Annotated in this window: 22 protein-coding genes and 3 tRNA genes; 12 read left to right on the plus strand and 13 right to left on the minus strand. The window is 38.5% G+C overall.

Annotated features, from left to right (window positions below; genetic code table 11):
• Nucleotides 1–134: 134 nt before the first annotated feature.
• Nucleotides 135–1,790: a glycoside hydrolase family protein gene (locus HLV59_RS03875; protein WP_171429372.1), complete on the plus strand. Its 1,656-nt coding sequence runs from the start codon at nt 135–137 to the stop codon at nt 1,788–1,790.
• Nucleotides 1,787–3,517: a CapA family protein gene (locus HLV59_RS03880; protein WP_171429373.1), complete on the plus strand. Its 1,731-nt coding sequence runs from the start codon at nt 1,787–1,789 to the stop codon at nt 3,515–3,517. The genes HLV59_RS03875 and HLV59_RS03880 overlap by 4 nt, the downstream gene beginning before the upstream one ends.
• Here the strand turns inward: HLV59_RS03880 and HLV59_RS03885 are convergent.
• Nucleotides 3,514–4,230, minus strand: coding sequence for a zinc metalloprotease (locus tag HLV59_RS03885; protein WP_171429374.1), 717 nt, complete (start codon nt 4,228–4,230; stop codon nt 3,514–3,516). The two genes, HLV59_RS03880 and HLV59_RS03885, sit on opposite strands and share 4 nt — an antisense overlap.
• A gap of 81 nt (nt 4,231–4,311) precedes the next feature.
• On the opposite strand from HLV59_RS03885, the gene HLV59_RS03890 reads away from it, so the two are divergent.
• On the plus strand, nt 4,312–4,641 hold the full coding sequence (locus HLV59_RS03890) for an MGMT family protein (RefSeq protein ID WP_079748510.1): 330 nt from the start codon (nt 4,312–4,314) through the stop codon (nt 4,639–4,641).
• A 174-nt stretch (nt 4,642–4,815) separates the two neighbouring features.
• On the opposite strand, the gene HLV59_RS03895 is transcribed toward HLV59_RS03890, so the two are convergent.
• From HLV59_RS03895 to carA, 5 genes are all read right to left on the minus strand, one after another.
• On the minus strand, nt 4,816–5,253 hold the full coding sequence (locus HLV59_RS03895) for a universal stress protein (RefSeq protein ID WP_125738466.1): 438 nt from the start codon (nt 5,251–5,253) through the stop codon (nt 4,816–4,818).
• A gap of 122 nt (nt 5,254–5,375) precedes the next feature.
• Entirely contained in the window at nt 5,376–6,008 is a 633-nt protein-coding gene (locus HLV59_RS03900; protein ID WP_171429375.1) for a CatB-related O-acetyltransferase, read from the minus strand.
• Nucleotides 6,009–6,083: 75 nt separating this feature from the next.
• On the minus strand, nt 6,084–6,560 hold the full coding sequence (greA, locus tag HLV59_RS03905) for a transcription elongation factor GreA (protein WP_016146223.1): 477 nt from the start codon (nt 6,558–6,560) through the stop codon (nt 6,084–6,086).
• Between the two features lie 88 nt (nt 6,561–6,648).
• Entirely contained in the window at nt 6,649–9,879 is a 3,231-nt protein-coding gene (gene carB / locus HLV59_RS03910) for a carbamoyl-phosphate synthase large subunit (protein WP_016146222.1), read from the minus strand.
• 14 nt (nt 9,880–9,893) lie between these two features.
• Nucleotides 9,894–11,033, minus strand: coding sequence for a glutamine-hydrolyzing carbamoyl-phosphate synthase small subunit (gene carA, locus HLV59_RS03915; RefSeq protein WP_216606754.1), 1,140 nt, complete (start codon nt 11,031–11,033; stop codon nt 9,894–9,896).
• Nucleotides 11,034–11,157: 124 nt separating this feature from the next.
• Here carA and HLV59_RS03920 point away from each other — a divergent pair, with 124 nt between their 5' ends.
• Nucleotides 11,158–11,316, plus strand: coding sequence for a hypothetical protein (locus tag HLV59_RS03920; RefSeq protein WP_079748505.1), 159 nt, complete (start codon nt 11,158–11,160; stop codon nt 11,314–11,316).
• Between the two features lie 29 nt (nt 11,317–11,345).
• Nucleotides 11,346–11,933, plus strand: coding sequence for a hypothetical protein (locus HLV59_RS03925; protein WP_005072962.1), 588 nt, complete (start codon nt 11,346–11,348; stop codon nt 11,931–11,933).
• A gap of 58 nt (nt 11,934–11,991) precedes the next feature.
• On the opposite strand, the gene HLV59_RS03930 is transcribed toward HLV59_RS03925, so the two are convergent.
• Nucleotides 11,992–12,528, minus strand: a complete 537-nt coding sequence (locus HLV59_RS03930; RefSeq protein WP_017385771.1) for a DOMON-like domain-containing protein — start codon at nt 12,526–12,528, stop codon at nt 11,992–11,994.
• Between the two features lie 16 nt (nt 12,529–12,544).
• Nucleotides 12,545–12,868: a ribosome assembly RNA-binding protein YhbY gene (gene yhbY / locus HLV59_RS03935; RefSeq protein ID WP_002115576.1), complete on the minus strand. Its 324-nt coding sequence runs from the start codon at nt 12,866–12,868 to the stop codon at nt 12,545–12,547.
• A 199-nt stretch (nt 12,869–13,067) separates the two neighbouring features.
• Between yhbY and rlmE the strand changes: the two genes are divergently transcribed.
• The 4 genes from rlmE (at nt 13,068) to HLV59_RS03955 (ending at nt 17,182) form a co-directional block, all read left to right on the plus strand.
• Nucleotides 13,068–13,718, plus strand: a complete 651-nt coding sequence (rlmE, locus tag HLV59_RS03940) for a 23S rRNA (uridine(2552)-2'-O)-methyltransferase RlmE (protein WP_016146218.1) — start codon at nt 13,068–13,070, stop codon at nt 13,716–13,718.
• 133 nt (nt 13,719–13,851) lie between these two features.
• Nucleotides 13,852–15,747 carry an ATP-dependent zinc metalloprotease FtsH gene (ftsH, locus tag HLV59_RS03945; RefSeq protein ID WP_005803954.1) on the plus strand — a complete coding sequence of 632 codons (1,896 nt, stop codon included), beginning with the start codon at nt 13,852–13,854 and terminating at the stop codon, nt 15,745–15,747.
• 134 nt (nt 15,748–15,881) lie between these two features.
• Nucleotides 15,882–16,733 (plus strand): dihydropteroate synthase, encoded by an 852-nt coding sequence (gene folP, locus HLV59_RS03950; RefSeq protein WP_216606755.1) that lies wholly within the window; start codon nt 15,882–15,884, stop codon nt 16,731–16,733.
• Between the two features lie 134 nt (nt 16,734–16,867).
• Nucleotides 16,868–17,182, plus strand: coding sequence for a DUF5713 family protein (locus HLV59_RS03955; protein WP_016146216.1), 315 nt, complete (start codon nt 16,868–16,870; stop codon nt 17,180–17,182).
• Here HLV59_RS03955 and HLV59_RS03960 read toward each other — a convergent pair whose 3' ends face one another.
• Together HLV59_RS03960 and HLV59_RS03965 are read right to left on the minus strand one after the other, a co-directional pair.
• Nucleotides 17,183–17,560 carry a hypothetical protein gene (locus tag HLV59_RS03960; RefSeq protein WP_228721991.1) on the minus strand — a complete coding sequence of 126 codons (378 nt, stop codon included), beginning with the start codon at nt 17,558–17,560 and terminating at the stop codon, nt 17,183–17,185.
• 40 nt (nt 17,561–17,600) lie between these two features.
• Nucleotides 17,601–17,686, minus strand: a tRNA-Leu gene (locus HLV59_RS03965).
• A gap of 196 nt (nt 17,687–17,882) precedes the next feature.
• Between HLV59_RS03965 and HLV59_RS03970 the strand changes: the two genes are divergently transcribed.
• The gene (locus tag HLV59_RS03970; RefSeq protein WP_171429377.1) at nt 17,883–19,646 is read left to right on the plus strand and encodes an alkaline phosphatase D family protein; all 1,764 of its coding nucleotides are present in this window, start codon (nt 17,883–17,885) and stop codon (nt 19,644–19,646) included.
• Between the two features lie 103 nt (nt 19,647–19,749).
• Here HLV59_RS03970 and HLV59_RS03975 read toward each other — a convergent pair.
• Both HLV59_RS03975 and HLV59_RS03980 read right to left on the minus strand, forming a co-directional pair.
• Nucleotides 19,750–19,835: transfer RNA gene (locus HLV59_RS03975), tRNA-Leu, on the minus strand.
• 11 nt (nt 19,836–19,846) lie between these two features.
• Nucleotides 19,847–19,920, minus strand: a tRNA-Cys gene (locus HLV59_RS03980).
• Between the two features lie 152 nt (nt 19,921–20,072).
• Here HLV59_RS03980 and folD point away from each other — a divergent pair.
• The gene (folD, locus tag HLV59_RS03985) at nt 20,073–20,921 is read left to right on the plus strand and encodes a bifunctional methylenetetrahydrofolate dehydrogenase/methenyltetrahydrofolate cyclohydrolase FolD (protein ID WP_002115552.1); all 849 of its coding nucleotides are present in this window, start codon (nt 20,073–20,075) and stop codon (nt 20,919–20,921) included.
• Between the two features lie 255 nt (nt 20,922–21,176).
• The gene (locus tag HLV59_RS03990) at nt 21,177–21,845 is read left to right on the plus strand and encodes a class I SAM-dependent methyltransferase (RefSeq protein ID WP_025470246.1); all 669 of its coding nucleotides are present in this window, start codon (nt 21,177–21,179) and stop codon (nt 21,843–21,845) included.
• 26 nt (nt 21,846–21,871) lie between these two features.
• On the opposite strand, the gene HLV59_RS03995 is transcribed toward HLV59_RS03990, so the two are convergent.
• Nucleotides 21,872–22,294 carry a hypothetical protein gene (locus tag HLV59_RS03995; protein WP_016146213.1) on the minus strand — a complete coding sequence of 141 codons (423 nt, stop codon included), beginning with the start codon at nt 22,292–22,294 and terminating at the stop codon, nt 21,872–21,874.
• Nucleotides 22,295–22,317 lie beyond the last annotated feature (23 nt).

The following is a 22,317-nucleotide window of genomic DNA, read 5'->3' on the forward strand; positions in this document are numbered from 1 at the left end:
ACTTATAAAAAAAAGAGCCTTCGGGCTCTTTTTTTATGTTTAAACAATACGTTAACTTAGCTTTTTATATGTTCATGCTATGATAGATTGGAAACTTTATAGAACAACAAATAACGGATAGGGACTGATTTCGAGTGACAGCATTTTTAAACTTCCAAAGACAACTGAATCTTTGGTTAGAACATATCGCTCCCCATGTTTCAGATCTTCAGAAAGAAACGATTTTATTTATATCATTTGGCCCCAAAGACCAAAGATGTAATGTTTGGCATAGTGAAAAAACAAGCTTTTCACAAGCAAAAAAAGAACTATTAGATTTCGTTAATGATCAGTTTGTACAGGAATCACTTACTGATTATATAAAAATTGATGTTGCATATAATTTAACGCAACAAGCTTGGAAAGTAATAGAGCAGCAGGTCCATCATCAATTTCACAATAACCATTACCGTAAAGGTATTGGATTTGATGAACAATGTTCGGTTGCATTTCTTGAGCAAGAGATTTATGGAAAAGCAATTATTCGAGGTTTGAGCTATGACAAACCCAACTTTTTTGATGAAACAAATCTAAATTATGCAATTAAGCAAAAATATAACGCTACTAAACCACAGATTAAACTCCAAGAGCTACAAGACATTTGGACTTTTGATACCTACGCAGCATTTTATGAAAATGAGCAATTCATTAATTTAGCGAGCCGCTATGATGCGAATGGTATTAGAGCGATTTCGAGCAATAAGAAACAGCATTTTCAGTCGTTAATTGAAAAAAATGCAGCATTTTTGCACAGCCAAATTCAAGAAAATGGCAAATTTATCTACGGCTATTTTTCTGCCTATGATCGAGATATCCGTAACTACAATACGGTACGTCACTGTACCTCACTATATGCCTTGCTAGAAACATTTGAAGTGCAGAGCAAGCCAGAATATTGGCCCAAGATACATGCTGCTATCCAATATGCGCTGACCAACTTTTATAAAGAAAAAGACTCTGAAACTAGTTTTATGATTGATGGTAAAGAAGGGGAATTTGAAATTAAATTAGGTGCCAATGCGGCTGCTATTTTAATGTTAACTAAATATCAAGAAATTACTCAAAAAACTGATTACCAAAAATATGCAGAGAAACTTGCAAATGGTATTTTAAAATTAATAGATTCAAATGGCTCAACCACTCATGTATTAAATTATCCAGATTATGATTTAAAAGAAAAATTCAGAATTATTTATTATGATGGTGAAGCTGCTTTAGCTTTATTGAGGTTATATCAAATTAACCAAGATTCTAAATTATTAGAAACTGTTAAATTAATGTTTGAATGTTTTATTGAAAAGAGATATGAAAAATATCATGATCATTGGCTAAGTTATTGTACTAATGAACTCACTAAAATATGTCCTGAAGATAAATATTTTATTTTTGGTTTAAATAATTATTTAAAACATTTTATTTTTATTCGAAATCGAAAAACGACCTATGCAACTCTATTAGAAATGTTAATGGCTGCTTATAAAATGGTAAGTCGCTTAAAAGAGCAGGGACGCATAGGACTTTTTGAGCAAGCTTATATGCCAGAGCTTCAAAAACTAATTGAGTTTAGAGCTGATTTTCAAACAACAGGCTTTTTTTATCCGGAAATAGCAATGTATATGGCACGGCCCGATAAAATTTTACATGCTTTCTATATTCGCCATGACCGCTTTCGGGTACGGATTGATGACCAGGAACACAACTTATCGGGTTACATCGCCTATGTAAAAGATTACAAAGGTGATGAGTCATGAAGTATCAACCCGTTGAGATCAAGCTATTAGCACATATCGGTACGACAAGTTTCGATGAAGCTTTATGGCAATTCGAATTTGACGATGATATTTCAACACTACTGCTAATCGACTATGCATTAGAACAATTTCAACAAAAAAAAGTACAGGCTCAAGGCGTCTATGTCGTGCCACAAAAAATGAGTGAGCAAATTGGACAGCAAAACTTAGGTTTAAAAGCATCTGAAAGTTATACATTTACCGAGTTATTGCAGTTCTTAATTTTTACTCAAGCAGTAGATGTAAGAGAAGCTTTAAGTAAGATGCTCTGCGGTACAAATGAGCAAGCATCTTTAATTTTGTCAAAAAGAGCCGCTGCCTATAACTTAACCTTAAAAAATGAAGCTACCCGAAATCAGCTAAAGCATTTGTTTTTATTACTTAGAAAAATTTTTAGCTATCCCAGTGAAATAAAAAAACTATTCTTTATAAAAGAGATGAATTTTCAAGGAAAGTCCTATCTTCCTCAGACCCCGTTAATTGCAAAGAACGTAGTAGAGGTCTTATATCTTGCAAATTCATTTAGAAAAATTTATCTGACGTTCTTTGAAGAAAACCAAACGATTGGTTTCTTTTTATTTTTAGATGATATTCATCGTGCTGAGCATTTGATTCCTTACTATCATTGTTTTCAAGCACAGACGGTAACACCTAAAGTTTGCTCTGCTCCAAGTGGCATTATTAACATTTTAGGGGATACATATTTCGGGGAAATTTACACCGAAAAACGTAAGGCGAGAGGACAAACGGATGCTCTGCAGCAATATGGATATGACTATTCATTTGATAAAATAAAAGCTTTTTTAGGTGAACATGACTTAAATATTGCTAACTTTGAAGCAGTATTTTCTTTAGAAAACCAATCTCCTTTAGCACATAAAAAGCCATACATTCTTAAAGCTGATGCCGAACAAACATTAGCAGCATTCAAAAATATTCACCTTAATCAGGTGGTCTTGGCAAACAACCATCTAAAAGATTATGGGGATCGCGGGCTGACCTATACATTACAACAGTTGGATCAGGCTAACATTTCTTATATCGGTGCTGGTGTAAACCAAAAAGCTGCTCATAACTACTTTGAGCTCTCTTTTGAAAATAAGCGCTATGCTATTTTTAATGGCTATTGGCACAGAGAAACGGCCTATCTCGATTATGATTTTTATGCTTTAGGTCATAAAAATGGAGTTGCGTGTTTAAATGGAGTTTTGCTTGATCAAATAGGCCGCTATAAGCAGACTAACCCTGAGCATAAAATTATTGTTATTTGCCATTGGGGTGTCGACTTTAAGCCCATTACAAAAGAGCAAAGTAAGCTTGCTGCGATTCTAACCCAAGCTGGCGCTGACCTGGTCATTGGCCATGGTGCTCATACCATTCAACCTGTCCAGATCATCAACCAAAAGCCAGTCGTGTTTGGTATTGGAAATGCTGTATTTAATAGCAATGGCGAATATGAAAAACACAATGCTTTACCTTATGGATGTATAGCAAGGTTAGATTTGTCAAAAGATCAGCTATGTTTATATCCAATCTACACCAATAATTTGAAAACATTTTGGCAGCCGTATCCAGTCAATGCTGAAGATTTCTTAAAGGCCAGTAGTTATATGACATCTTTATTGACCCCTGAAAATTACATCGCTACCCAAGATAATTTAGGGCCATATATTGAAATTAAATTTTAGGGATATCGTTGGTAAGTCGATAAAATAGTGTGAAGTTGTATTGGAGTAAATCCTAAATTTCTTAAGCCACCACTGCCTAATTTACATTCAGCACTCGCCATGATGTTGGTTGGCGTACGTTTTGTAGCTTTAGGCGCACAGACATGTTTTAGACCAAATACATGTCCCATTTCGTGTACGCTACCCGCCTGAATATTATAATTAAGGCGGTTCCAGTCTAATAAAACAAAAGGTCTGCCATTATTACGGAAAGCTCTACTTGTTACATCTTCAAATTTCCATTTGGTTGAATAGGCATCATAAATAAAAACAATCACTTCTTTACTTGTAGTTCGTTTCGGAAAACACGTATTTACACTTGCAGGAATGGTTTCAGTCGTAATTGGGTAAGGCTGGTTAATCTGTTGTTTTAAATCGCAATGTAATTTTGAAAACTCTTCATAAGGGATATAACGATGTAATTTAAATTTAAAAATTTTATTATTTTTATCATCAACATAATATTTATTTAATATTTTAATTTCCTTACGCATCTGTTGATAATTATCAAATTTTTTGGCTTCTGGAGTATTGGTTGTAAAAACAAAAGTGACTGGAACAATAGGGCGACCATCTATAGATACCTTAGGGGGTTCTCCTGACGTAAAAGGAGGACGTGTAGTACAAGAAACGCATAGTAAAGTTCCAGTAACCACCAGTAATATTTTTTTCATGCAGATCTCCCTCAAGCCCACCTTGGATTGCATTTAGTTTTAGTCAAAAATTTTTATATGATATGAATTATGTCAATTTTTATGGAGTCCATTTTGACAACTCAGTATGAACTACATCGGCAGATTTTAGAAGTCATTGCTTTGATTCCTTACGGAAAAGTTGCAACTTATGGGCAAGTTGCTCGTATGGCAGGATTACCTAAACATGCAAGATTAGTGGGCTATGTTTTGAAACATCTTGAAGCTGATCATCAAGTCCCTTGGTATCGTGTGATTAATTCTCAAGGCAAAATTAGCCTAAGTAAATTTAATGAAAAGGGTGAAAATATTCAGCAATTAAAGTTGGAAGCTGAAGGCGTCTATTTGTTAAATGGAAAAGTTAACTTAAAGCAGTTTGCTTGGCAGCCTTAATGTTCAAATTAGAGCGTAATTACACATGAAAAAAATAATAAACGGTTTAGTGGAGCAATATGATTTTTAAGTTTGATGGCACAGATGAGTTATGCTGAAAAGAGAGGCTTCAGCTCAACCTTTTAAGAAATAAAAGCCTATCTTGCTCAATTTAGCCAGACAGGCAATCTCGCTTTAGCGCACAATTAAAACAGGAATATGGCTTTCACCTAAGACTTTTTGTGCCACACTTCCTAATACAAGCTTTCGGACCCCAGTGCGCCCATGAGAACCCATAACAATCAGATCTGCATTTAAATCTTGGGCAGCCTGAATGATTTCCTCATGTACCACAAAACCTTCCAACAGTTTAGTTTCAACAGTGATGCCTTCATTAGAAAATTCTTGTTTTGCTTGTTGTAAAATATCGAGTAAATAAGTTCGTGTTCGTTCAATCAAATCATTAGTTTGGCCAGTTTTTACATAGACATCAGCAATAAATGGATCTAGTGCCATCACCTGTACAACTGTAATTTTACTATTTAGGGCTTTCCCCAGCTTGATCGCCTCTTTCATGGCGACCATAGACGTTTCAGAACCATCAATTGGTACCAGAATATGTTGATATAACATGAGTATTTTCCTTATTGTAATGATGCTTATTTATTAATACTTTATACTTATTTTTTGACGATTTAAATTCAAGCACGTAATCATTTGTGATTTTATAACAGCAAATGTTTTAGATATATTTTTTATAAATTGCGTAAATTTTCTAAATGTATAGATAAATCGTCTATATCATCAGTTTGCAAATATTCACGTATTTTTAAAATTTGCTTCTCATCTAAATCATACAGTTTTAAAGCAAGTAGTTTGTCTATTTGTTCTTGAGGAAAGCGATATTTAATAATTTTCGCAGGTACCCCACCGACAATTGCATAGGGTGGAACATCTTTAGTTACCACGGCTCCAGTTGCAATCACTGCACCTTCACCCAGTTTGACACCTTGCATAATCATCGCACGGCTACCAATCCAGCAGCCATCAGCAATTACAGTATCGCCAGCTGCCAAGAAACTACGAGTATCAAAAGGGAAAGTTGAAATCCAGTCGGGTCTATGCAGCTGATTACCGCCCATCATGATTACACACTCAGCGCCAAAACAAACAAAATTGCCAATATAAAGTTGATCAATCGGTTTCTCTGGCGTTGAAGCTTTGTCATGTAAATAACGGACTACACAACGTTCAAAGCCTTGATCCCAATAAGCTGAATAGTAAGAATAATTTCCTTTAATATGGATGTTGGGATTTTTCACAGTTTTGGAAATAAACTCAAATTCGCACCAATGACGGACTGGTGTGTTAATCAGAGGCGTATCCATAATCTATTATCCAAAAAATGAGCTAACCCATATTAAATAAAAACCCCTCAGGAAGAGGGGTTCAAGAGTAGTATCTTAGAGATATTCTACGCTTACAACTTCGTACTCAACTTCGCCTTGAGGAGTAGTGATTTTTACTTCATCACCTTCATTTTTACCCAAAAGACCGCGAGCAATTGGTGAGTTCACCGAGATTTTATTGATTTTAAAATCTGCTTCATCATCACCAACAATTTTATAAGTCTTGCGTTCTTCAGTATCAAGGTTTTCAATCGTTACCGTAACACCGAATACAACACGACCGTTTTGTTCTAAGTCTTTAACATCGATGACTTGTGAAGCACCCAATTTACCTTCGATATCTTGGATGCGTCCTTCACAGAAACCTTGCTGTTCACGAGCAGCATGGTATTCTGCATTTTCTTTTAAGTCCCCATGTTCACGCGCCTCAGCAATTGCTTGAGTAATACGTGGACGTTCAACAGATTTCAGATGTTGTAATTCTTTCTCTAAGGCGATTTTACCTTCAGGGGTCATTGGATAACGTTGCATTTCGGTCCCTCTTAAGTTGAGAAAACACAGTTAAAAAAATGAAAAAATCCCGCCACCGATAAGGTGACGGGACTTATCGGTAAAAAAATTAACCTACAGTTAAATCTTGCAAGCGGTATACATCCATTGGCAATTTCACAGCAAAGGCTTGGCAAACAGCTTCTGCACCATTGATTGTCGTTGTGTAATACACTTTGCCTTGTAGGGCAGCACGACGGATCATTGCAGAGTCATATTGAGCCTGTTTACCTTCAGTGGTATTGACAATAAGGTGTATTTCACCATTTTTCAAGCGGTCAACAATATGTGGACGACCTTCAGTAACTTTATTTACAGATTCACATTCTAAACCTGCTTCTTTAAGCACTTGGTAAGTACCACCTGTTGCAACAAGCTTGAAGCCATATTCAACTAATTTCTTAGCGATATCAGCGATGTATTTCTTGTCAGATTCACGTACTGATAAGAAAGCATGTTTTACTTCGCCTTCAGTTGGTAAGCCTGGTAAGCGTTCATTTGAGCCTAAAACAGCTTTATAGAATGCTTCACCAAATGTTTTACCTACACCCATCACTTCACCTGTAGATTTCATCTCAGGTCCAAGCATAGGGTCTACGCCTTGGAATTTAGCGAATGGGAAAACTGCTTCTTTCACAGCAAAGTGAGTTGGAATGATTTCTTTAGTAAATCCTTGAGATTCAAGAGATTGGCCTGCCATACAACGCGCAGCAACTTTAGCTAAAGAATCACCAATACACTTCGATACGAATGGAACTGTACGTGAAGCACGTGGGTTAACTTCTAGAACGTAAATATCGTCACCTTTTACAGCGAACTGAACGTTCATCAAGCCAACAACACCAAGTTCTTTTGCCATCGCAATCGTTTGACGACGCATTTCATCCTGAATTTCTTTTGATAAAGAATAAGGAGGAATTGAACATGCAGAGTCACCTGAGTGAATACCTGCTTGTTCAATATGCTGCATGATGCCGCCGATCACAACGTCTTTACCGTCAGATACACAGTCAACATCAACTTCAGTTGCGTCATCTAGGAAACGGTCAAGAAGAACAGGGGCTTCATTAGATGCTTGAACTGCTTCACGAAGGTAACGTTTAAGTTCTTCTTCGTTATATACGATTTCCATTGCACGACCACCTAATACATAAGATGGGCGAACAACAAGCGGATAACCTACTTTTGCAGCTTCAGAAATACCTTCTTCAGCAGATTTTACAATGCTGTTGTTTGGTTGACGAAGCTGTAAACGTTGGATCATTTGTTGGAAACGTTCACGGTCTTCAGCACGGTCAATCGCATCTGGTGATGTACCGATAATTGGAGTACCTGCTTCTTCTAAAGCACGTGCCAATTTAAGTGGAGTTTGACCACCGTACTGTACGATTACGCCTTTAGGCTTCTCGGTACGTACGATTTCAAGTACATCTTCAAGTGTTACAGGCTCGAAGTATAGACGGTCAGATGTGTCATAGTCGGTAGAAACAGTTTCAGGGTTACAGTTCACCATGATTGTTTCGTAACCGTCTTCACGCATAGCTAATGCAGCGTGTACACAGCAGTAGTCAAATTCGATACCTTGACCAATACGGTTTGGACCGCCACCAATGACCATGATCTTGTCACGGTTTGATGGGTTTGCTTCACATTCTTCATCGTAAGTTGAATACATGTATGCAGTACCAGACTCAAACTCTGCTGCACATGTATCAACACGTTTGTAAACTGGATAAACACCCAAGTTCCAACGTTGTTTACGGAATTGCTTTTGTGAAATGCCCATGAGGTGAGCAATACGAAGGTCAGATAAACCTTTACGCTTGAACGAACGGATGTTGTCAGCGTTTAAGTCACCAAAACCTAAAGTTTTCACTTGAGCTTCAGTTTTAACGATGTCTTGAATCTGAATAAGGAACCAACGGTCAATCTTAGTCGCTTCGAAAACTTCATCTAAAGAGAAACCGTGACGGAATGCATCCGCTACGTACCAGATACGCTCAGGACCCGGAACTTTAAGCTCTTTTAAAATAGTTTCTTTTGCATTTGTTGCGCCAGCTTCGATTTTTTCATCAAAACCGCTTACACCAACTTCAAGTCCACGTAATGCTTTTTGTACAGATTCTTGGAAGTTACGGCCAATTGCCATCACTTCACCAACAGATTTCATCTGAGTGGTAAGAACTGGTTCTGCTTGCGGGAATTTCTCGAAGTTAAAACGAGGAATCTTCGTTACAACGTAGTCAATTGATGGTTCGAAGCTTGCAGGAGTTATGCCACCAGTGATGTCATTTTTCAATTCATCAAGGGTATAACCAACAGCAAGTTTTGCTGCGATTTTAGCAATTGGGAAACCTGTTGCTTTAGAAGCAAGCGCAGATGAACGAGATACACGAGGGTTCATCTCAATAACAACCATACGGCCGTCTTTCGGGTTAATACCGAACTGAACGTTAGAACCGCCTGTCTCAACACCAATTTCACGAAGAACTGCAACCGAAGCGTTACGCATCAATTGATATTCTTTGTCTGTTAATGTTTGAGCTGGTGCTACAGTAATTGAGTCACCAGTGTGTACGCCCATTGGGTCGAAGTTTTCGATGGCACATACGATAATACAGTTGTCGTTTTTGTCACGAACAACTTCCATTTCGTATTCTTTCCAACCAATTAAAGATTCATCAATCAATAACTGGTGAGTAGGAGAGAGGTCGAAACCACGTTCACAGATCTCAAGGAATTCTTCACGGTTATATGCAATACCGCCGCCCGAACCACCCATTGTGAATGATGGACGGATAATTACTGGGAAACCAAAGCGTGACTGGATTTCTAAAGCTTCTTCCATTGTTTCAGCAATGGCAGCTTTTGGACATTCCAAGCCAATTTTACGCATAGCGATATCGAAGAGTTTACGGTCTTCGGCTTTCTCAATTGCGTCTTTAGTTGCACCAATTAATTCAACATTATATTTTTCAAGAACGCCGTGTTCATCAAGTGCAAGAGCACAGTTCAATGCAGTTTGGCCACCCATAGTTGGCAATACCGCATCTGGACGTTCTTTTTCAATGATTTGAGCAACTGTTTGCCAAGTAATCGGCTCAATATACGTTGCATCAGCCATTGATGGGTCTGTCATAATGGTTGCTGGGTTAGAGTTAACCAAAATAACACGGTAACCTTCTTCACGAAGAGCTTTACACGCTTGAGCACCTGAGTAGTCAAACTCACATGCCTGACCAATCACAATCGGGCCAGCACCAATAATTAAGATGCTTTTAATATCCGTACGTTTAGGCATTATTCGCTCCGTAATTACTGTTTAGATGCTTCAATAAGTTCGATGAAGTGATCGAACAATGGGGCACAATCATGTGGACCTGGGCTTGCTTCAGGATGACCTTGGAAGCTGAAAGCTGGTTTGTCTGTACGATGAATTCCTTGTAAGGTGCCATCGAACAATGATTTATGCGTTGCTTTTAAGTTAGCCGGTAAAGTTTCTGCATCTACAGCGAAACCATGGTTTTGTGAAGTAATCATCACTGTACCATCTTCAAGATTTTGTACAGGGTGGTTAGCACCGTGGTGACCATGGTTCATTTTTACAGTTTTTGCACCAGAAGCGAGTGCCAAGATTTGGTGGCCTAAGCAAATACCAAATACAGGTAATGTTGTGGTTTCAACAATAGTTTTTACAGCTTCGATTGCATAATCACAAGCAGCTGGATCGCCAGGGCCATTTGAAAGGAATACGCCATCCGGATTAAGTGCCAATACTTTTTCAGCCGGAGTTTCTGCAGGAACAACGGTTAATTTACAACCGCGGTCTGCAAGCATACGCAAGATGTTGGTTTTGACACCGTAATCGTATGCAACTACATGATATTTTAATTCAGGTTGAGAGAAGCCTTGGCCTAGAGTCCATGAACCTTCAGACCATTCAAAACCAGTTGGATCGCAACATTCTTTTGCAAGGTCTAAACCGTTTAAGCCACCAAAAGCACGAGCTTTGGCAATTGCTTCTTCTTCAGTAATATTTTCGCCAGCAAGGATGCAACCATTTTGTGCACCTTTGTCACGCAAAATACGCGTTAATTTACGTGTATCAATATCAGCAATCGCAACAACATTGTGCGCTTGCAGATATTCACTCAATGACTGTTCAGCACGGAAGTTGCTGTATAATAGTGGAAGGTCACGAATAATTAAACCATTCGCCCATACTTTATGGATACGACCAGATTCAACGTCTTCCGCGTTGCAGCCAGTGTTTCCAATATGTGGGTAAGTTAATGTCACAATTTGTTGTGCATAACTTGGGTCAGTCAAAATTTCTTGATAGCCTGTCATGGCTGTGTTAAAAACGACTTCTCCAGTCGTACTTCCCGTTGCGCCGATTGACGTTCCTTTAAAGATCGTTCCATCTGCGAGGGCTAAAATGGCGGGGGTGCTCAAACCAAAGCTCCTGAATTTCGGCTGTAAAAAAGCGAGTAGACCCAAAAAAGATAGGCGATGTTGTGATAAAACATGCCCCTCCCTATCGGTCTGCTCGCTTGTAACTTAACAGCGCATTATACGCATGGAACCTCAAAAAGTCTATTTATTTTCTGCTAAAAAACATAATTCATTGCTTGCTTTTTACAAAAAAATTATCCGCTCATCCGAATCAGTTACTTTTGATAAATTGTCTAACAATTTGCAAGGTCGATTTTTAGAACTGGATTTATTGTATTGCTAGTTAAAAAATAAACAATATGAGGAAATAGTATGAGTAACGATCAAGTTTCAAAAGATGTGAGCGAAAAAGCTCAAGCAGTAGTTGATTCAGTAAAAGCTGAGGTGAATGAAGTGAAAGAAACCGTAGCTGCTACTACAACTAAAGCGAAAAGAACAGTAACTGCTAAAACTGCGCAAGTAAAAGAAAGTGTTGCCGAGAAAACTGAGCAGATTAAAGAAGTTGCTACAGAAGCGAAAACTCAGGTGAAAGAAGCAATTACTGAAACTCAAGAGCAGGTCAAAGAAGTTTTAAGCGAGACTCAAGAAAAAATTGAAGCTGAAACTCATGAGTTAAACAAGAATATTCAGAATCAATTTGTTCAAATTAAACAAGATATTTTACAACGTCTTGATGTGATTAAAGCTCAGTTTAGTACTTCACAGGAAGGGTTATCTGAACTTAAAAATGCTTTGAAAGCAGAAATTAATGCACTTATCGAAGATCTGACCAAAGTAAGTAAAGAGCTTAAAGGTGATATTAGCCAGATTTCTTTGAAGCACAAAGACTCTTTAAGTGAAAGCATTAAGCGTACTAAAAATAATGCAGTCGAAGCTTGGAATAAAGCGCGAGATAATTAATAGTCTCAGTTTTTCCGAGCTATAAAAAAGCGAGAATTAATTTCTCGCTTTTTTATTTTTAAAACTGATGTAACCAGTCACGCTTATTATGGAAATCTGCACTTTTTCCACTATGCTGCATTGCATAGTACTGTATACCTTCTTTGGTTTTTAAAACTGCAGTTAAACCTAAATAAAGGTTTGCCCATTTTAAACGATGCTGTTGCATAAATTGTCCCAAATCAAGACTAACATTTAAGCCATAATGAGTACGCTTGAGATGGTTCAGTTCAATATCGTAAGCAGCGAGGGGAGGCATACTTTCTGGATAGCGATATTCTTCAAACTGATAAGACTGCCATGCTTGAGAAGGGGAAAGGTTAATTTCCCGATAATAATCTTCATCATGCACGCCAACAAAAATTTCGAAACAAGTTTCTTCCCACAGAAAATCCTGACGAGGATGAGCCGCGACTTCTTGGGGCCAGACAATGAGTTGATTTGGATCACGAATCCAAAAACCGACATTTAAGGTGTGCGGAGCTTGCTGTTCAATTGCGCCAACAACAGAAACAGCATGAAAACGATCAAAAGCTGAAAGTTCGTAACTTGCCATAGTTTGTCAAATCAAATTAGTTTGCTAAGTGAGCGTGGCGAACAAGATTAGACAAATGCTGGTTTTGTTTAGCTGCTTTTTTGTAAAGTAAAACAATTTTACCAATCTTTTGCACAGCTTCTGCGCCAGTCGCTTCTACAATTGCATCAATTACTGCAGTACGTGCTTCACGATCTTCACCGGCAACCTTAACTTTGATAAGTTCATGGTCATTTAAAGCACGAAGAGTTTCTTCGATTACAGCATCTGTTAAGCCTTGTCCACCAATCATGACAACCGGATTAAGCACATGACCAATTTGACGTAAACGTTTACGTTCATGGATAGATAAAGCGGCCATTAAAAATACCTGATTTTAAAAACGACTTAGTATAGCAAAAAACTTAAATTCAGATGTACGAAAAACTGTATAAATAATCGATCAACATTATTGAAAAAAAACTGTAAAACTTGGTGAGATTACGCTACATCCGTACTGTAATGAGAGTAATTTTCACGTACAATGAACGATCAGAAGTTTTTTTGATATTTAGTGAGTTATGGCAACACGCATTACAAACCAGAAATTGTCGAAAAGTAGTCGTGCGTGGATGAGGGAGCATCTAGACGATCCTTTTGTAAAAAAAGCACAAAAGGAAGGGTATCGTGCGCGAGCAGCCTATAAACTTCTTGAAATTCAAGAAAAATATAAGCTGATCAAGCCAGGCATGACGGTAGTCGATTTGGGTGCAGCTCCTGGTAGTTGGTCTCAAATTGCTGGAAAACTTGTGGGTAGCAAGGGTTTAGTAATTGCTTCCGATATTTTGCCCATGGATGCTTTGCCTGATGTCACTTTCTTACAAGGCGACTTTAGAGAAGAAGCTGTATTTGAAAAATTGTTAAATATTTTAAATGGGCGACAAGTAGACATTGTAATTTCTGATATGGCCCCCAATACATCAGGTAATAGGGCTGTTGATCAACCTAGACAGATTTACTTATGTGAACTGGCTTTAGATTTTGCTCAAAAAGTTCTGGGTCCCAATGGACAGTTTGTGGTTAAAGTGTTCCAAGGCGCAGGATTTGATGAGTTTCGTAAACAAGTGGTTGATAGTTTTGATGTGTTAAAGACAGCAAAACCAGCAGCTTCTCGGGCGCGCTCTAAGGAAGTTTTTTTGATTGGACAAGGGCGTAAGAAAGCATTGCAATAAAGTTTACTTGCCAAGCTCCTAAAAATTGTGCATTTTGTACTTTTAGGTTATCCGCAAGCAATACAGTTGCTGTTTTTATGACGATCGGCCAAGATTGGGCATGATCAAATTAGATCGATATGGGAATAAAGCTTTGAGCGATTACTTCAAGAATGCCGTATTGTGGCTAATAATACTTGGTGTTCTGATTTTAATTTTCAGTAATATCAGTGACCGCAATAAGCCTACTGCGATGAAATATTCAGATTTCGTTGCAGCGGTGAATGCTGGCCAAATTAAGCAAGTCACAATTGACGGTTTAAATATTAATGGTGAAAAAACTAACGGATCACAGTTTGAAACTGTTCGTCCGCAAGTTGAAGACACTGAGCTTATGCCGAGCTTAAATAAGCAAAATGTTGTTGTAGAGGGAACGGCTCCTCAACGTCAAGGCATTTTGATGCAACTTCTCATTGCTAGTTTCCCTGTACTGTTAATCATTTTGTTATTCATGTTCTTTATGCGTAACATGGGTGGTGGTGCAGGCGGAAAAAATGGACCGATGAGTTTTGGTAAATCGAAAGCAAAAATGCTTTCTGAAGACCAAATCAAAGTCAATTTTTCTGACGTCGCGGGCTGTGATGAAGCAAAACAAGAAGTTGTTGAAATTGTAGATTTCTTAAAAGACCCTGCAAAATTCAAACGTTTGGGCGCTACTATTCCTCGTGGCGTACTTATGGTTGGTCCTCCAGGTACTGGTAAAACGTTATTAGCCAAAGCAATTGCTGGTGAAGCTAAAGTTCCTTTCTTCAGCATTTCAGGTTCTGACTTTGTCGAAATGTTCGTGGGTGTGGGTGCGTCCCGTGTTCGTGATATGTTCGAGCAAGCGAAGCGTCATGCGCCTTGTATTATCTTTATTGATGAGATTGATGCAGTAGGTCGTCATCGTGGCTCGGGTACAGGTGGTGGTCATGATGAACGTGAGCAAACCTTAAACCAAATGCTTGTAGAAATGGATGGTTTTGAAGGTAACGAAGGTGTAATCGTAATTGCTGCTACAAACCGTGTCGATGTATTGGATAAAGCATTATTACGTCCAGGTCGTTTTGACCGTCAAGTAATGGTAGGTTTACCTGACATTCGTGGTCGTGAGCAGATTCTGAATGTACATTTGAAAAAATTACCTTCGGTTACGGGTGTGGACGTTAAAGTTCTATCACGTGGTACTCCAGGTTTCTCTGGTGCGCAGTTGGCAAACCTTGTTAACGAAGCTGCATTATTTGCTGCACGCCGTAATAAGAACACTGTCGACATGCATGACTTCGAAGATGCAAAAGACAAAATCTACATGGGACCAGAACGTAAGTCGATGGTTCTACGTGAAGAAGAGCGTCGTGCAACTGCTTATCATGAAGCTGGTCATGCGATTGTTGCCGAGATTTTACCGGGTACAGATCCTGTTCATAAAGTAACGATTATGCCGCGTGGTTGGGCTTTAGGTGTAACTTGGCAGTTACCTGAACAAGACCAAATTAGCCACTATAAAGACAAGATGCTAAACGAAATTGCAATTTTGTTTGGTGGTCGTATTGCTGAAGAAGTATTTATCCAACAGCAATCTACTGGTGCTTCAAATGACTTTGAGCGAGCTACTAAAATGGCGCGTGCAATGGTTACTAAGTATGGTATGTCTGACAAAATGGGTGTCATGGTTTACGAAGATGAAAACCAAAATGGATTCTTTGGTAATGTAGGAAGCCGTACGATTTCTGAAGCAACTCAACAGTTAGTTGATGAAGAAGTACGCCGTATTCTTGATGAGCAATACAAAGTTGCACGTAATATCTTGGAAGGTAATAAAGATATTGCACACGCGATGGTAAAAGCTTTGATGGAATGGGAAACTATTGATCGTGATCAAATCCGTGACATTATGGAAGGTCGTGAGCCACAACCGCCTAAAGTATATGTTGCTGAAAATCCAGTGGCTGCATTTGAACCACCAAAAGATGGTCCATCTACACCGCCACCATTGCCAGCAATGAACTAATGAGTGAATTAAAAAAGCCACAGTCATGTGGCTTTTTTTTATGGGTTTGATTTTGTTAAAAGCTAAAAACAAATCAACACCATACATAGAGGATAGTTGCTAAAATACAGACTGATTTTAAACTGGAGCTTTTTATGCAACTAATGCCTTTGCCTCAACAAATTTTACAGTGTGGACAGCTTCAGTTAGATCTATCACAGCCTCATGTTATGGGTATATTAAATGTCACACCAGATTCTTTTAGTGATGGTGGAAAGCATAATCAAGTAGATCAAGCGATTGTTCATGCGCTAGGCATGATAGAGCAAGGTGCCACCATTATTGATATTGGTGGGGAGTCTACCCGTCCTGGGGCATCTGAAGTAAGCATAGAAGAAGAAATTAGACGCGTTGTACCTATAGTTGAAGTTTTAGCTAAACATAAGATTGTTCTATCAATTGATACAAGTCAACCTGATGTCATTCGTGCAGCGAAAGAAGCAGGAGCACATATTTGGAATGATGTACGTGCGCTTACTCGGCCAAATGCATTAAAAACAGCAGCAGATCTGGATATTCCTGTAGTGATCATGCATATGCGTGGTGAGCCTACTACAATGAATCAGTTAGACCAATATACGGACGTAACATTAGATGTAATAACGGAGCTTCAGCAGCGCGTGAATGAAGCTCTGAATGCAGGTGTGAAAAAACATAATATTGTTATTGATCCGGGGTTTGGTTTTGCAAAAAATGCGCAGCAAAATTTGAGACTTCTCAATGAATTTTGGAAGCTTAATGAAATGGGTTATCCAATTTTATCAGGTCTTTCTCGTAAACGTTTTATTGGTGAAGCATTACAGGGTGCAGCTGCAGATCAGCGTGCTATAGGAAGCGTTACGGGGCATTTGCTTAGTATTCAGCAAGGAGCATCGATTGTCAGAGCACATGACGTGAAAGCAATGACTGATGCAATTCTAGTTTGGAAAGCGATGATACAAGCTTAGCTAAGTAGGCTATATAACGTGAGGTTGTGGCCCATTAATTTAATGAGCTAGATGATTGAGTCAGGGAAAAATATCGTTATTCTTTTGAAAATATGTTATAAGCGGCAAGTTTTTGCTGTTGTGTAAACTTTTGTATGCTCGAAGACTTACTTCTCCCGATGTTTGATGATGAATATTATCCAGATATTTTGGTCGCTGAACTCAAGCAGCTCATTGAACAATTTGCTAAAAAAGTTCAGAAGCCTGCGTTAGCTGAGCAGGATATCTATCGATATGCTCATCAAACTGTGATTGAAATTAATGAAATGAAACCTCAGTTTGAGGATCTAGATTCTTCCTTGGATGATAGTGCAGCTGACTATATTGCTGAAGCAATGATGATGGTGGCGCAGGATGCAGGATATTTAGATCTTGAAATGGAAGAGCTGGTTATGAATCGAGAGTGGTGATTACTCTCGATTTTCAATATCTTCAAATGCATCTAACAAGTGACAAGATGTCTTTAAATGTATTTCGTCTATTTCTCTAACTTTTAAAACTAAAATATCATTTTCTTGATAATCTGCGTCTGCTAATAAACTGACCCAATAAGTTTCTCGTTTTTGTTCCAATTGTCTAAATTTATCTACGATGTGCTCAGGTGCTTTAACTAAATAATCATTTTTAGTAATAGAGCAACGTGAAAAATACCAATGGTTATCTTTGAAAGAAATAGTGCCTGAGAAAAGATCTGTGGCATAAACCTTTGTTATGGAAAGTGTCATACATAAAAGTAATAATATTCTTATCATAAAATTCATTTTAATTAGGCATAAAAAAACCAGCATACGCTGGATTCTTTGTAGCACCAAATTCAATATTTGAAAATGGTGCCCGGGGCCGGACTCGAACCGGCACGCTTTGTGGGCGGGGGATTTTAAATCCCCTGTGTCTACCTATTTCACCACCCGGGCATGTGCGCAATAATAGAGGACAAGTGCGCGATTGGCAAGAGAAAATCAGAGAGTTTGCTTTATTTTCAATCAGTTCTTGTCGGTATTTATATAAATTAACCAGTTTATGTCATGATTTGTTCATTAAACTGAGATCAGTTGTTCATCTTATCTACCTAAATTTAAGACACTCATTGCTTAAAACTTAGGTAATTTTATGTCAGAGAAAATTTCACGCCGAGAATTAATTCAAAAAAGTCTATTCGGTTTTGGGGCGCTATCTTTGCCTGTAGCTTTTACGGGGTGTAACGATGGTTCCGATGATGAAAGTCCAGAAGCGCAAGCAGATTTCCTTCATGGCGTTGCAAGTGGCGATCCTTTGCAGGATAAAGTAATTTTATGGACGCGTTTAACACCAGTAGACCTTAGTGCATCTCTTAAGGTAACTTGGGAAATTGCTACCAATGACCAGTTTAACCAGAATTTAAAGACTGGCATGGTTCAAACAACTAAAACTGACGATTTTACTGTGAAGGTGGATGCAACAGGTCTACAAGCGGGTACGATTTATTATTATCGCTTTCGATTTGGTAGCAAAATCTCGCCAGTAGGGCAAACAAAAACATTGCCAGTAAGTACTAATAAGGTCAGCTTTGCAGTATGTTCTTGTTCTAATTATCCTGCGGGTTATTTTTACGTTTATCGTGAAATGGCAAAACAGAATGTGGATGTAGTTATTCATCTGGGGGATTATATTTATGAATATGGGGCTGATGGCTATGCGACGGAAGATGCTGCGAAGCTGGGTCGTACTTTGCCATCAGATAATAATAAAGAAATTATTAAATTAGATGATTACCGCAAGCGTTATGCACTGTATCGTCAAGATAAAGACTTACAGGCAGCTCATCAGCGTCATCCTTTTATTGTGATTTGGGATGATCATGAATTGGCAAATGATACGTGGCGTGATGGGGCGGAAAACCATCAAGATAATGAAGGATCATTTTCGACACGTAAACTAGAAGCTCTACAAGCTTATTTTGAATGGATGCCGATTCGTCCAGTTTCTAGTACAGATCATTTGAATATATATCGTCAATTTAATTTTGGCTCACTCGTACAGCTAACAATGCTAGATACCCGTATTATTGCGCGGGATAAACAGCTTGAATATAAAGACTACATGACAGCTTCTGGTTTAGATGCGCAAAAATTTCAGACTGATTTAACAGATCCAAAACGTACTTTAATGGGGTATACACAAAGAGATTGGCTGGTTGATAAATTAAAGCAATCTACAGCAATCTGGAATGTAGTGGGACAGCAAGTCTTAATGAGTAAAATGTGGATTCCAGCTGAGTTGTTGGCATCGCTGGGGCAAATTACTTCAGGCGGAACTTCGTCTGATACATTAGCTAAAATGACTGCGCAAATTATAGAATTAGTCACATTAAAATTACGTTTAGAGCAGGGTGATCCAACTTTAACTGTTCAAGAAAAAGCGCGAGTCACAACATTAGTTCCATATAACCTTGATGCTTGGGATGGTTACTATGCTGAGCGAGAGTTTGTGTACGGTAAATTGGCAGAGTTTAATAAGAAAATTATTGTTTTGGCTGGCGATACTCATAATGCATGGACATCTTACTTGTATGACCAAAAGGGTGAATATGTCGGTGTGGAACTGGCGACGAGTTCAGTTTCTTCGCCAGGTCTTGAAAAATATTTAAGTATTCCACTGGCTCAGTTGCAACAATTTGAATTTGCCTTTACTACGCTTATTGATGAATTGGCTTATTGTAATTTAAATCAGCGGGGCTATTTGATGGTTGCGCTGGATGATAAGCAGGTACAGTCAGATTGGATTTTCGTAGATTCAATTAAAAATGCAGAATATAAAGTGGATTCAAGTCGAAACTATCAATTAGTGTTGGATGCGAATTTAACACCTGAAAGAGATAAGCAAAAAACCGCTTAAATATATGGGACGAGAAAGGGATGCTAATAAGTATCCTTTTTTTGGACATAAAAAAACCAGCTTTCGCTGGATTCTTTATGACACCAATTTCTGTACTAGAAAATGGTGCCCGGGGCCGGACTCGAACCGGCACGCTTTGTGGGCGGGGGATTTTAAATCCCCTGTGTCTACCTATTTCACCACCCGGGCTTTACCAAATTTGGAGGCGGAGGTCGGAATCGAACCGGCGTCCACGGAGTTGCAGTCCGCTGCATGACCACTCTGCCACCCCGCCTACATTTGGTGATGCACATATTAGCAACCTTTACAAAAAAAACAATACTGTTTTGAGATAAGATGAACATAAAAGCAACATCTAGAATAAATTTGCCCAAATAATCATGTATTATTGGCACATTAAATTCATGTCTACCTTGGAGATGTGCTGTGGCATTGGTTTTAGACGGTCGCGCATTAGCAAAGCAAATTGAAGAAAATTTGTCAGTACGTGTTGAAGCTTTAAAAGCTAAAACAGGTCGTACCCCAATTTTGGCGACTATTTTAGTTGGGGATGATGGTGCATCTGCAACTTATGTACGCATGAAAGGAAATGCTTGCCGTCGAGTAGGCATGGACTCTTTAAAAATTGAATTGCCACAAGAAACGACAACAGAACAATTATTAGCTGAAATTGAAAAACTTAATGCTAACCCAGATGTACACGGCATTCTTTTACAACATCCAGTTCCAGAGCAAATTGATGAGCGTGCATGTTTCGATGCGATCTCTTTAGCAAAAGATGTAGATGGCGTAACTTGCCTTGGTTTTGGCCGTATGGCAATGGGTGAAGCTGCATATGGTTCAGCGACTCCTGCTGGCATTATGACGATTCTTAAAGAAAATAATATCGAAATTGCTGGCAAACACGCGGTTGTAGTTGGTCGTTCAGCAATTTTAGGTAAACCAATGGCAATGATGCTTTTGCAAGCCAATGCAACGGTAACGATTTGTCATTCACGCACACAAAACTTACCTGAGCTTGTGAAACAAGCTGACATTATTGTTGGTGCTGTAGGTAAAGCTGAACTTATCCAAAAAGATTGGATTAAACAAGGTGCAGTGGTTGTTGATGCTGGTTTTCATCCACGTGATGGCGGTGGTGTAGGTGATATTCAACTACAAGGTATTGAAGAAATTGCTTCTGCTTACACACCAGTACCGGGTGGTGTGGGTCCAATGACAATTACTACTTTGATTCGTCAAACTGTAGAAGCTGCTGAAAAAGCTTTAGGTTAATTTAATTAACGCTAGGCTGTTATTGATACGCGTAACCGTCATCCGCAATTGTTTGAGGCAGAAATACATTAAAAAATTAATGTTTCTGCGATGCTTTCGATTCTAGAGAGTATCTGCCGAGTTTTGCGGGTGACAATGGTTTTGCCTACTTTTCCCGAAAGAAAAGTAGGTCTAACCGAAGGTTATTCTAAAAATTCAAATCATAATGGAATGACTCTGTTATGCTTGTTATAAAAATGAATTAAAAGAAATCTGATGAGCTGCACCTTTCAATTGACCAAAGCCCCTGAACATTTACTTCAAGCACTCAATGAAGTTATTCCCAATTGTGAATTGATGGTACAACAGTTACCAGAAACGCCTATTTCTTTGTGGTTGATTCCACCTGTTTTTCCAACTGATCGCTTAGATGATGAAGTTATTCGCCGTATTTGGAATGATACACCGTATTGGATTTTCTGTTGGGCATCGGGTTTAGCAATGGCCCAGTGGTTACTTGCAGAGCCACACCATGTTAAAGATAAAGTTGTTTTGGATTTTGGTGCGGGTTCCGGTGTAGTCGCAATTGCTGCAAAAATGGCAGGAGCAAAACGAGTAATATGCTGTGATATTGATCAAGTTAGTTTAAATGCTTGCCGTGAAAACGCTTTGTTGAATGATGTTGAGCTAGAATATTTGGATGATTTATATAAGGCTGAGCAAGTCGATGTTTTATTGGCAGCTGATGTTTTATATGATCAATGCAACCGCTTTTTCTTAGATGAGTTTTTAAAGTTTGCGCCAGAAGTCTGGGTAGCTGATAGCCGTGTTAAAAACTTTAGTCATCCTAAATATCAAAAGATTGATGAAAGAAGTGCTTCTACATGGCCTGATCTGGATGAAGCTAAAGAGTTTAGAAATGTGAGTTTTTATAAGACGCTGTAAAAAGAACAGCGTCTTTTTTTATATTTTTATGAACAAGTATAACGAACAACTTTTAGCGTGCTTGGACGAGCTTCAAGTGCTTGGCGAGTCGCATAGTCTTCACCATTATTTAAGCTAGGTGTATTGGATAAGCCAAAAGAAGCACGAGTTTCGCCGAGTTGAATTCCATAATGCTCATCTTTTGCTGGATTAGGAATTTCGTTGATGCTCAAAACTGATAATTTATAAACTTTCTGAGCACCGAGCACATTTTGACAAGCGCGTTGTAATTTACGCTCATCGAGTTGCTGGTTATTGCGACTAGCTAAAGTGTAAGCTAAGGTCGCTGAAGTATCTGTTTTGTTTTCAATCTGGTATCCAGTTGAACCATTATATTGTCGAGGGGTGGTCTGACAAGCAGTTAAAACAAACATACTACTTAATGCCAAGCATAAAATACTTTTATTCATCAGTATCGTCCTTATTTTCTTAT

The organism is Acinetobacter lactucae (genome assembly GCF_013122135.1).
In the GTDB taxonomy this organism is placed as follows: domain Bacteria; phylum Pseudomonadota; class Gammaproteobacteria; order Pseudomonadales; family Moraxellaceae; genus Acinetobacter; species Acinetobacter lactucae.

Coding starts and splice junctions, on each gene's coding strand:
- HLV59_RS03880 (WP_171429373.1), top strand. CDS start 1,787: ATGAAGTATCAACCCGTTGAGATCAAGCTATTAGCACATATCGGTACG.
- HLV59_RS03885 (WP_171429374.1), bottom strand. CDS start 4,230: ATGAAAAAAATATTACTGGTGGTTACTGGAACTTTACTATGCGTTTCT.
- HLV59_RS03890 (WP_079748510.1), top strand. CDS start 4,312: ATGGAGTCCATTTTGACAACTCAGTATGAACTACATCGGCAGATTTTA.
- HLV59_RS03895 (WP_125738466.1), bottom strand. CDS start 5,253: ATGTTATATCAACATATTCTGGTACCAATTGATGGTTCTGAAACGTCT.
- HLV59_RS03900 (WP_171429375.1), bottom strand. CDS start 6,008: ATGGATACGCCTCTGATTAACACACCAGTCCGTCATTGGTGCGAATTT.
- greA (WP_016146223.1), bottom strand. CDS start 6,560: ATGCAACGTTATCCAATGACCCCTGAAGGTAAAATCGCCTTAGAGAAA.
- carB (WP_016146222.1), bottom strand. CDS start 9,879: ATGCCTAAACGTACGGATATTAAAAGCATCTTAATTATTGGTGCTGGC.
- HLV59_RS03920 (WP_079748505.1), top strand. CDS start 11,158: ATGGAACCTCAAAAAGTCTATTTATTTTCTGCTAAAAAACATAATTCA.
- HLV59_RS03925 (WP_005072962.1), top strand. CDS start 11,346: ATGAGTAACGATCAAGTTTCAAAAGATGTGAGCGAAAAAGCTCAAGCA.
- HLV59_RS03930 (WP_017385771.1), bottom strand. CDS start 12,528: ATGGCAAGTTACGAACTTTCAGCTTTTGATCGTTTTCATGCTGTTTCT.
- yhbY (WP_002115576.1), bottom strand. CDS start 12,868: ATGGCCGCTTTATCTATCCATGAACGTAAACGTTTACGTCAAATTGGT.
- rlmE (WP_016146218.1), top strand. CDS start 13,068: ATGGCAACACGCATTACAAACCAGAAATTGTCGAAAAGTAGTCGTGCG.
- folP (WP_216606755.1), top strand. CDS start 15,882: ATGCAACTAATGCCTTTGCCTCAACAAATTTTACAGTGTGGACAGCTT.
- HLV59_RS03955 (WP_016146216.1), top strand. CDS start 16,868: ATGCTCGAAGACTTACTTCTCCCGATGTTTGATGATGAATATTATCCA.
- HLV59_RS03960 (WP_228721991.1), bottom strand. CDS start 17,560: ATGCTGGTTTTTTTATGCCTAATTAAAATGAATTTTATGATAAGAATA.
- HLV59_RS03970 (WP_171429377.1), top strand. CDS start 17,883: ATGTCAGAGAAAATTTCACGCCGAGAATTAATTCAAAAAAGTCTATTC.
- HLV59_RS03990 (WP_025470246.1), top strand. CDS start 21,177: ATGAGCTGCACCTTTCAATTGACCAAAGCCCCTGAACATTTACTTCAA.
- HLV59_RS03995 (WP_016146213.1), bottom strand. CDS start 22,294: ATGAATAAAAGTATTTTATGCTTGGCATTAAGTAGTATGTTTGTTTTA.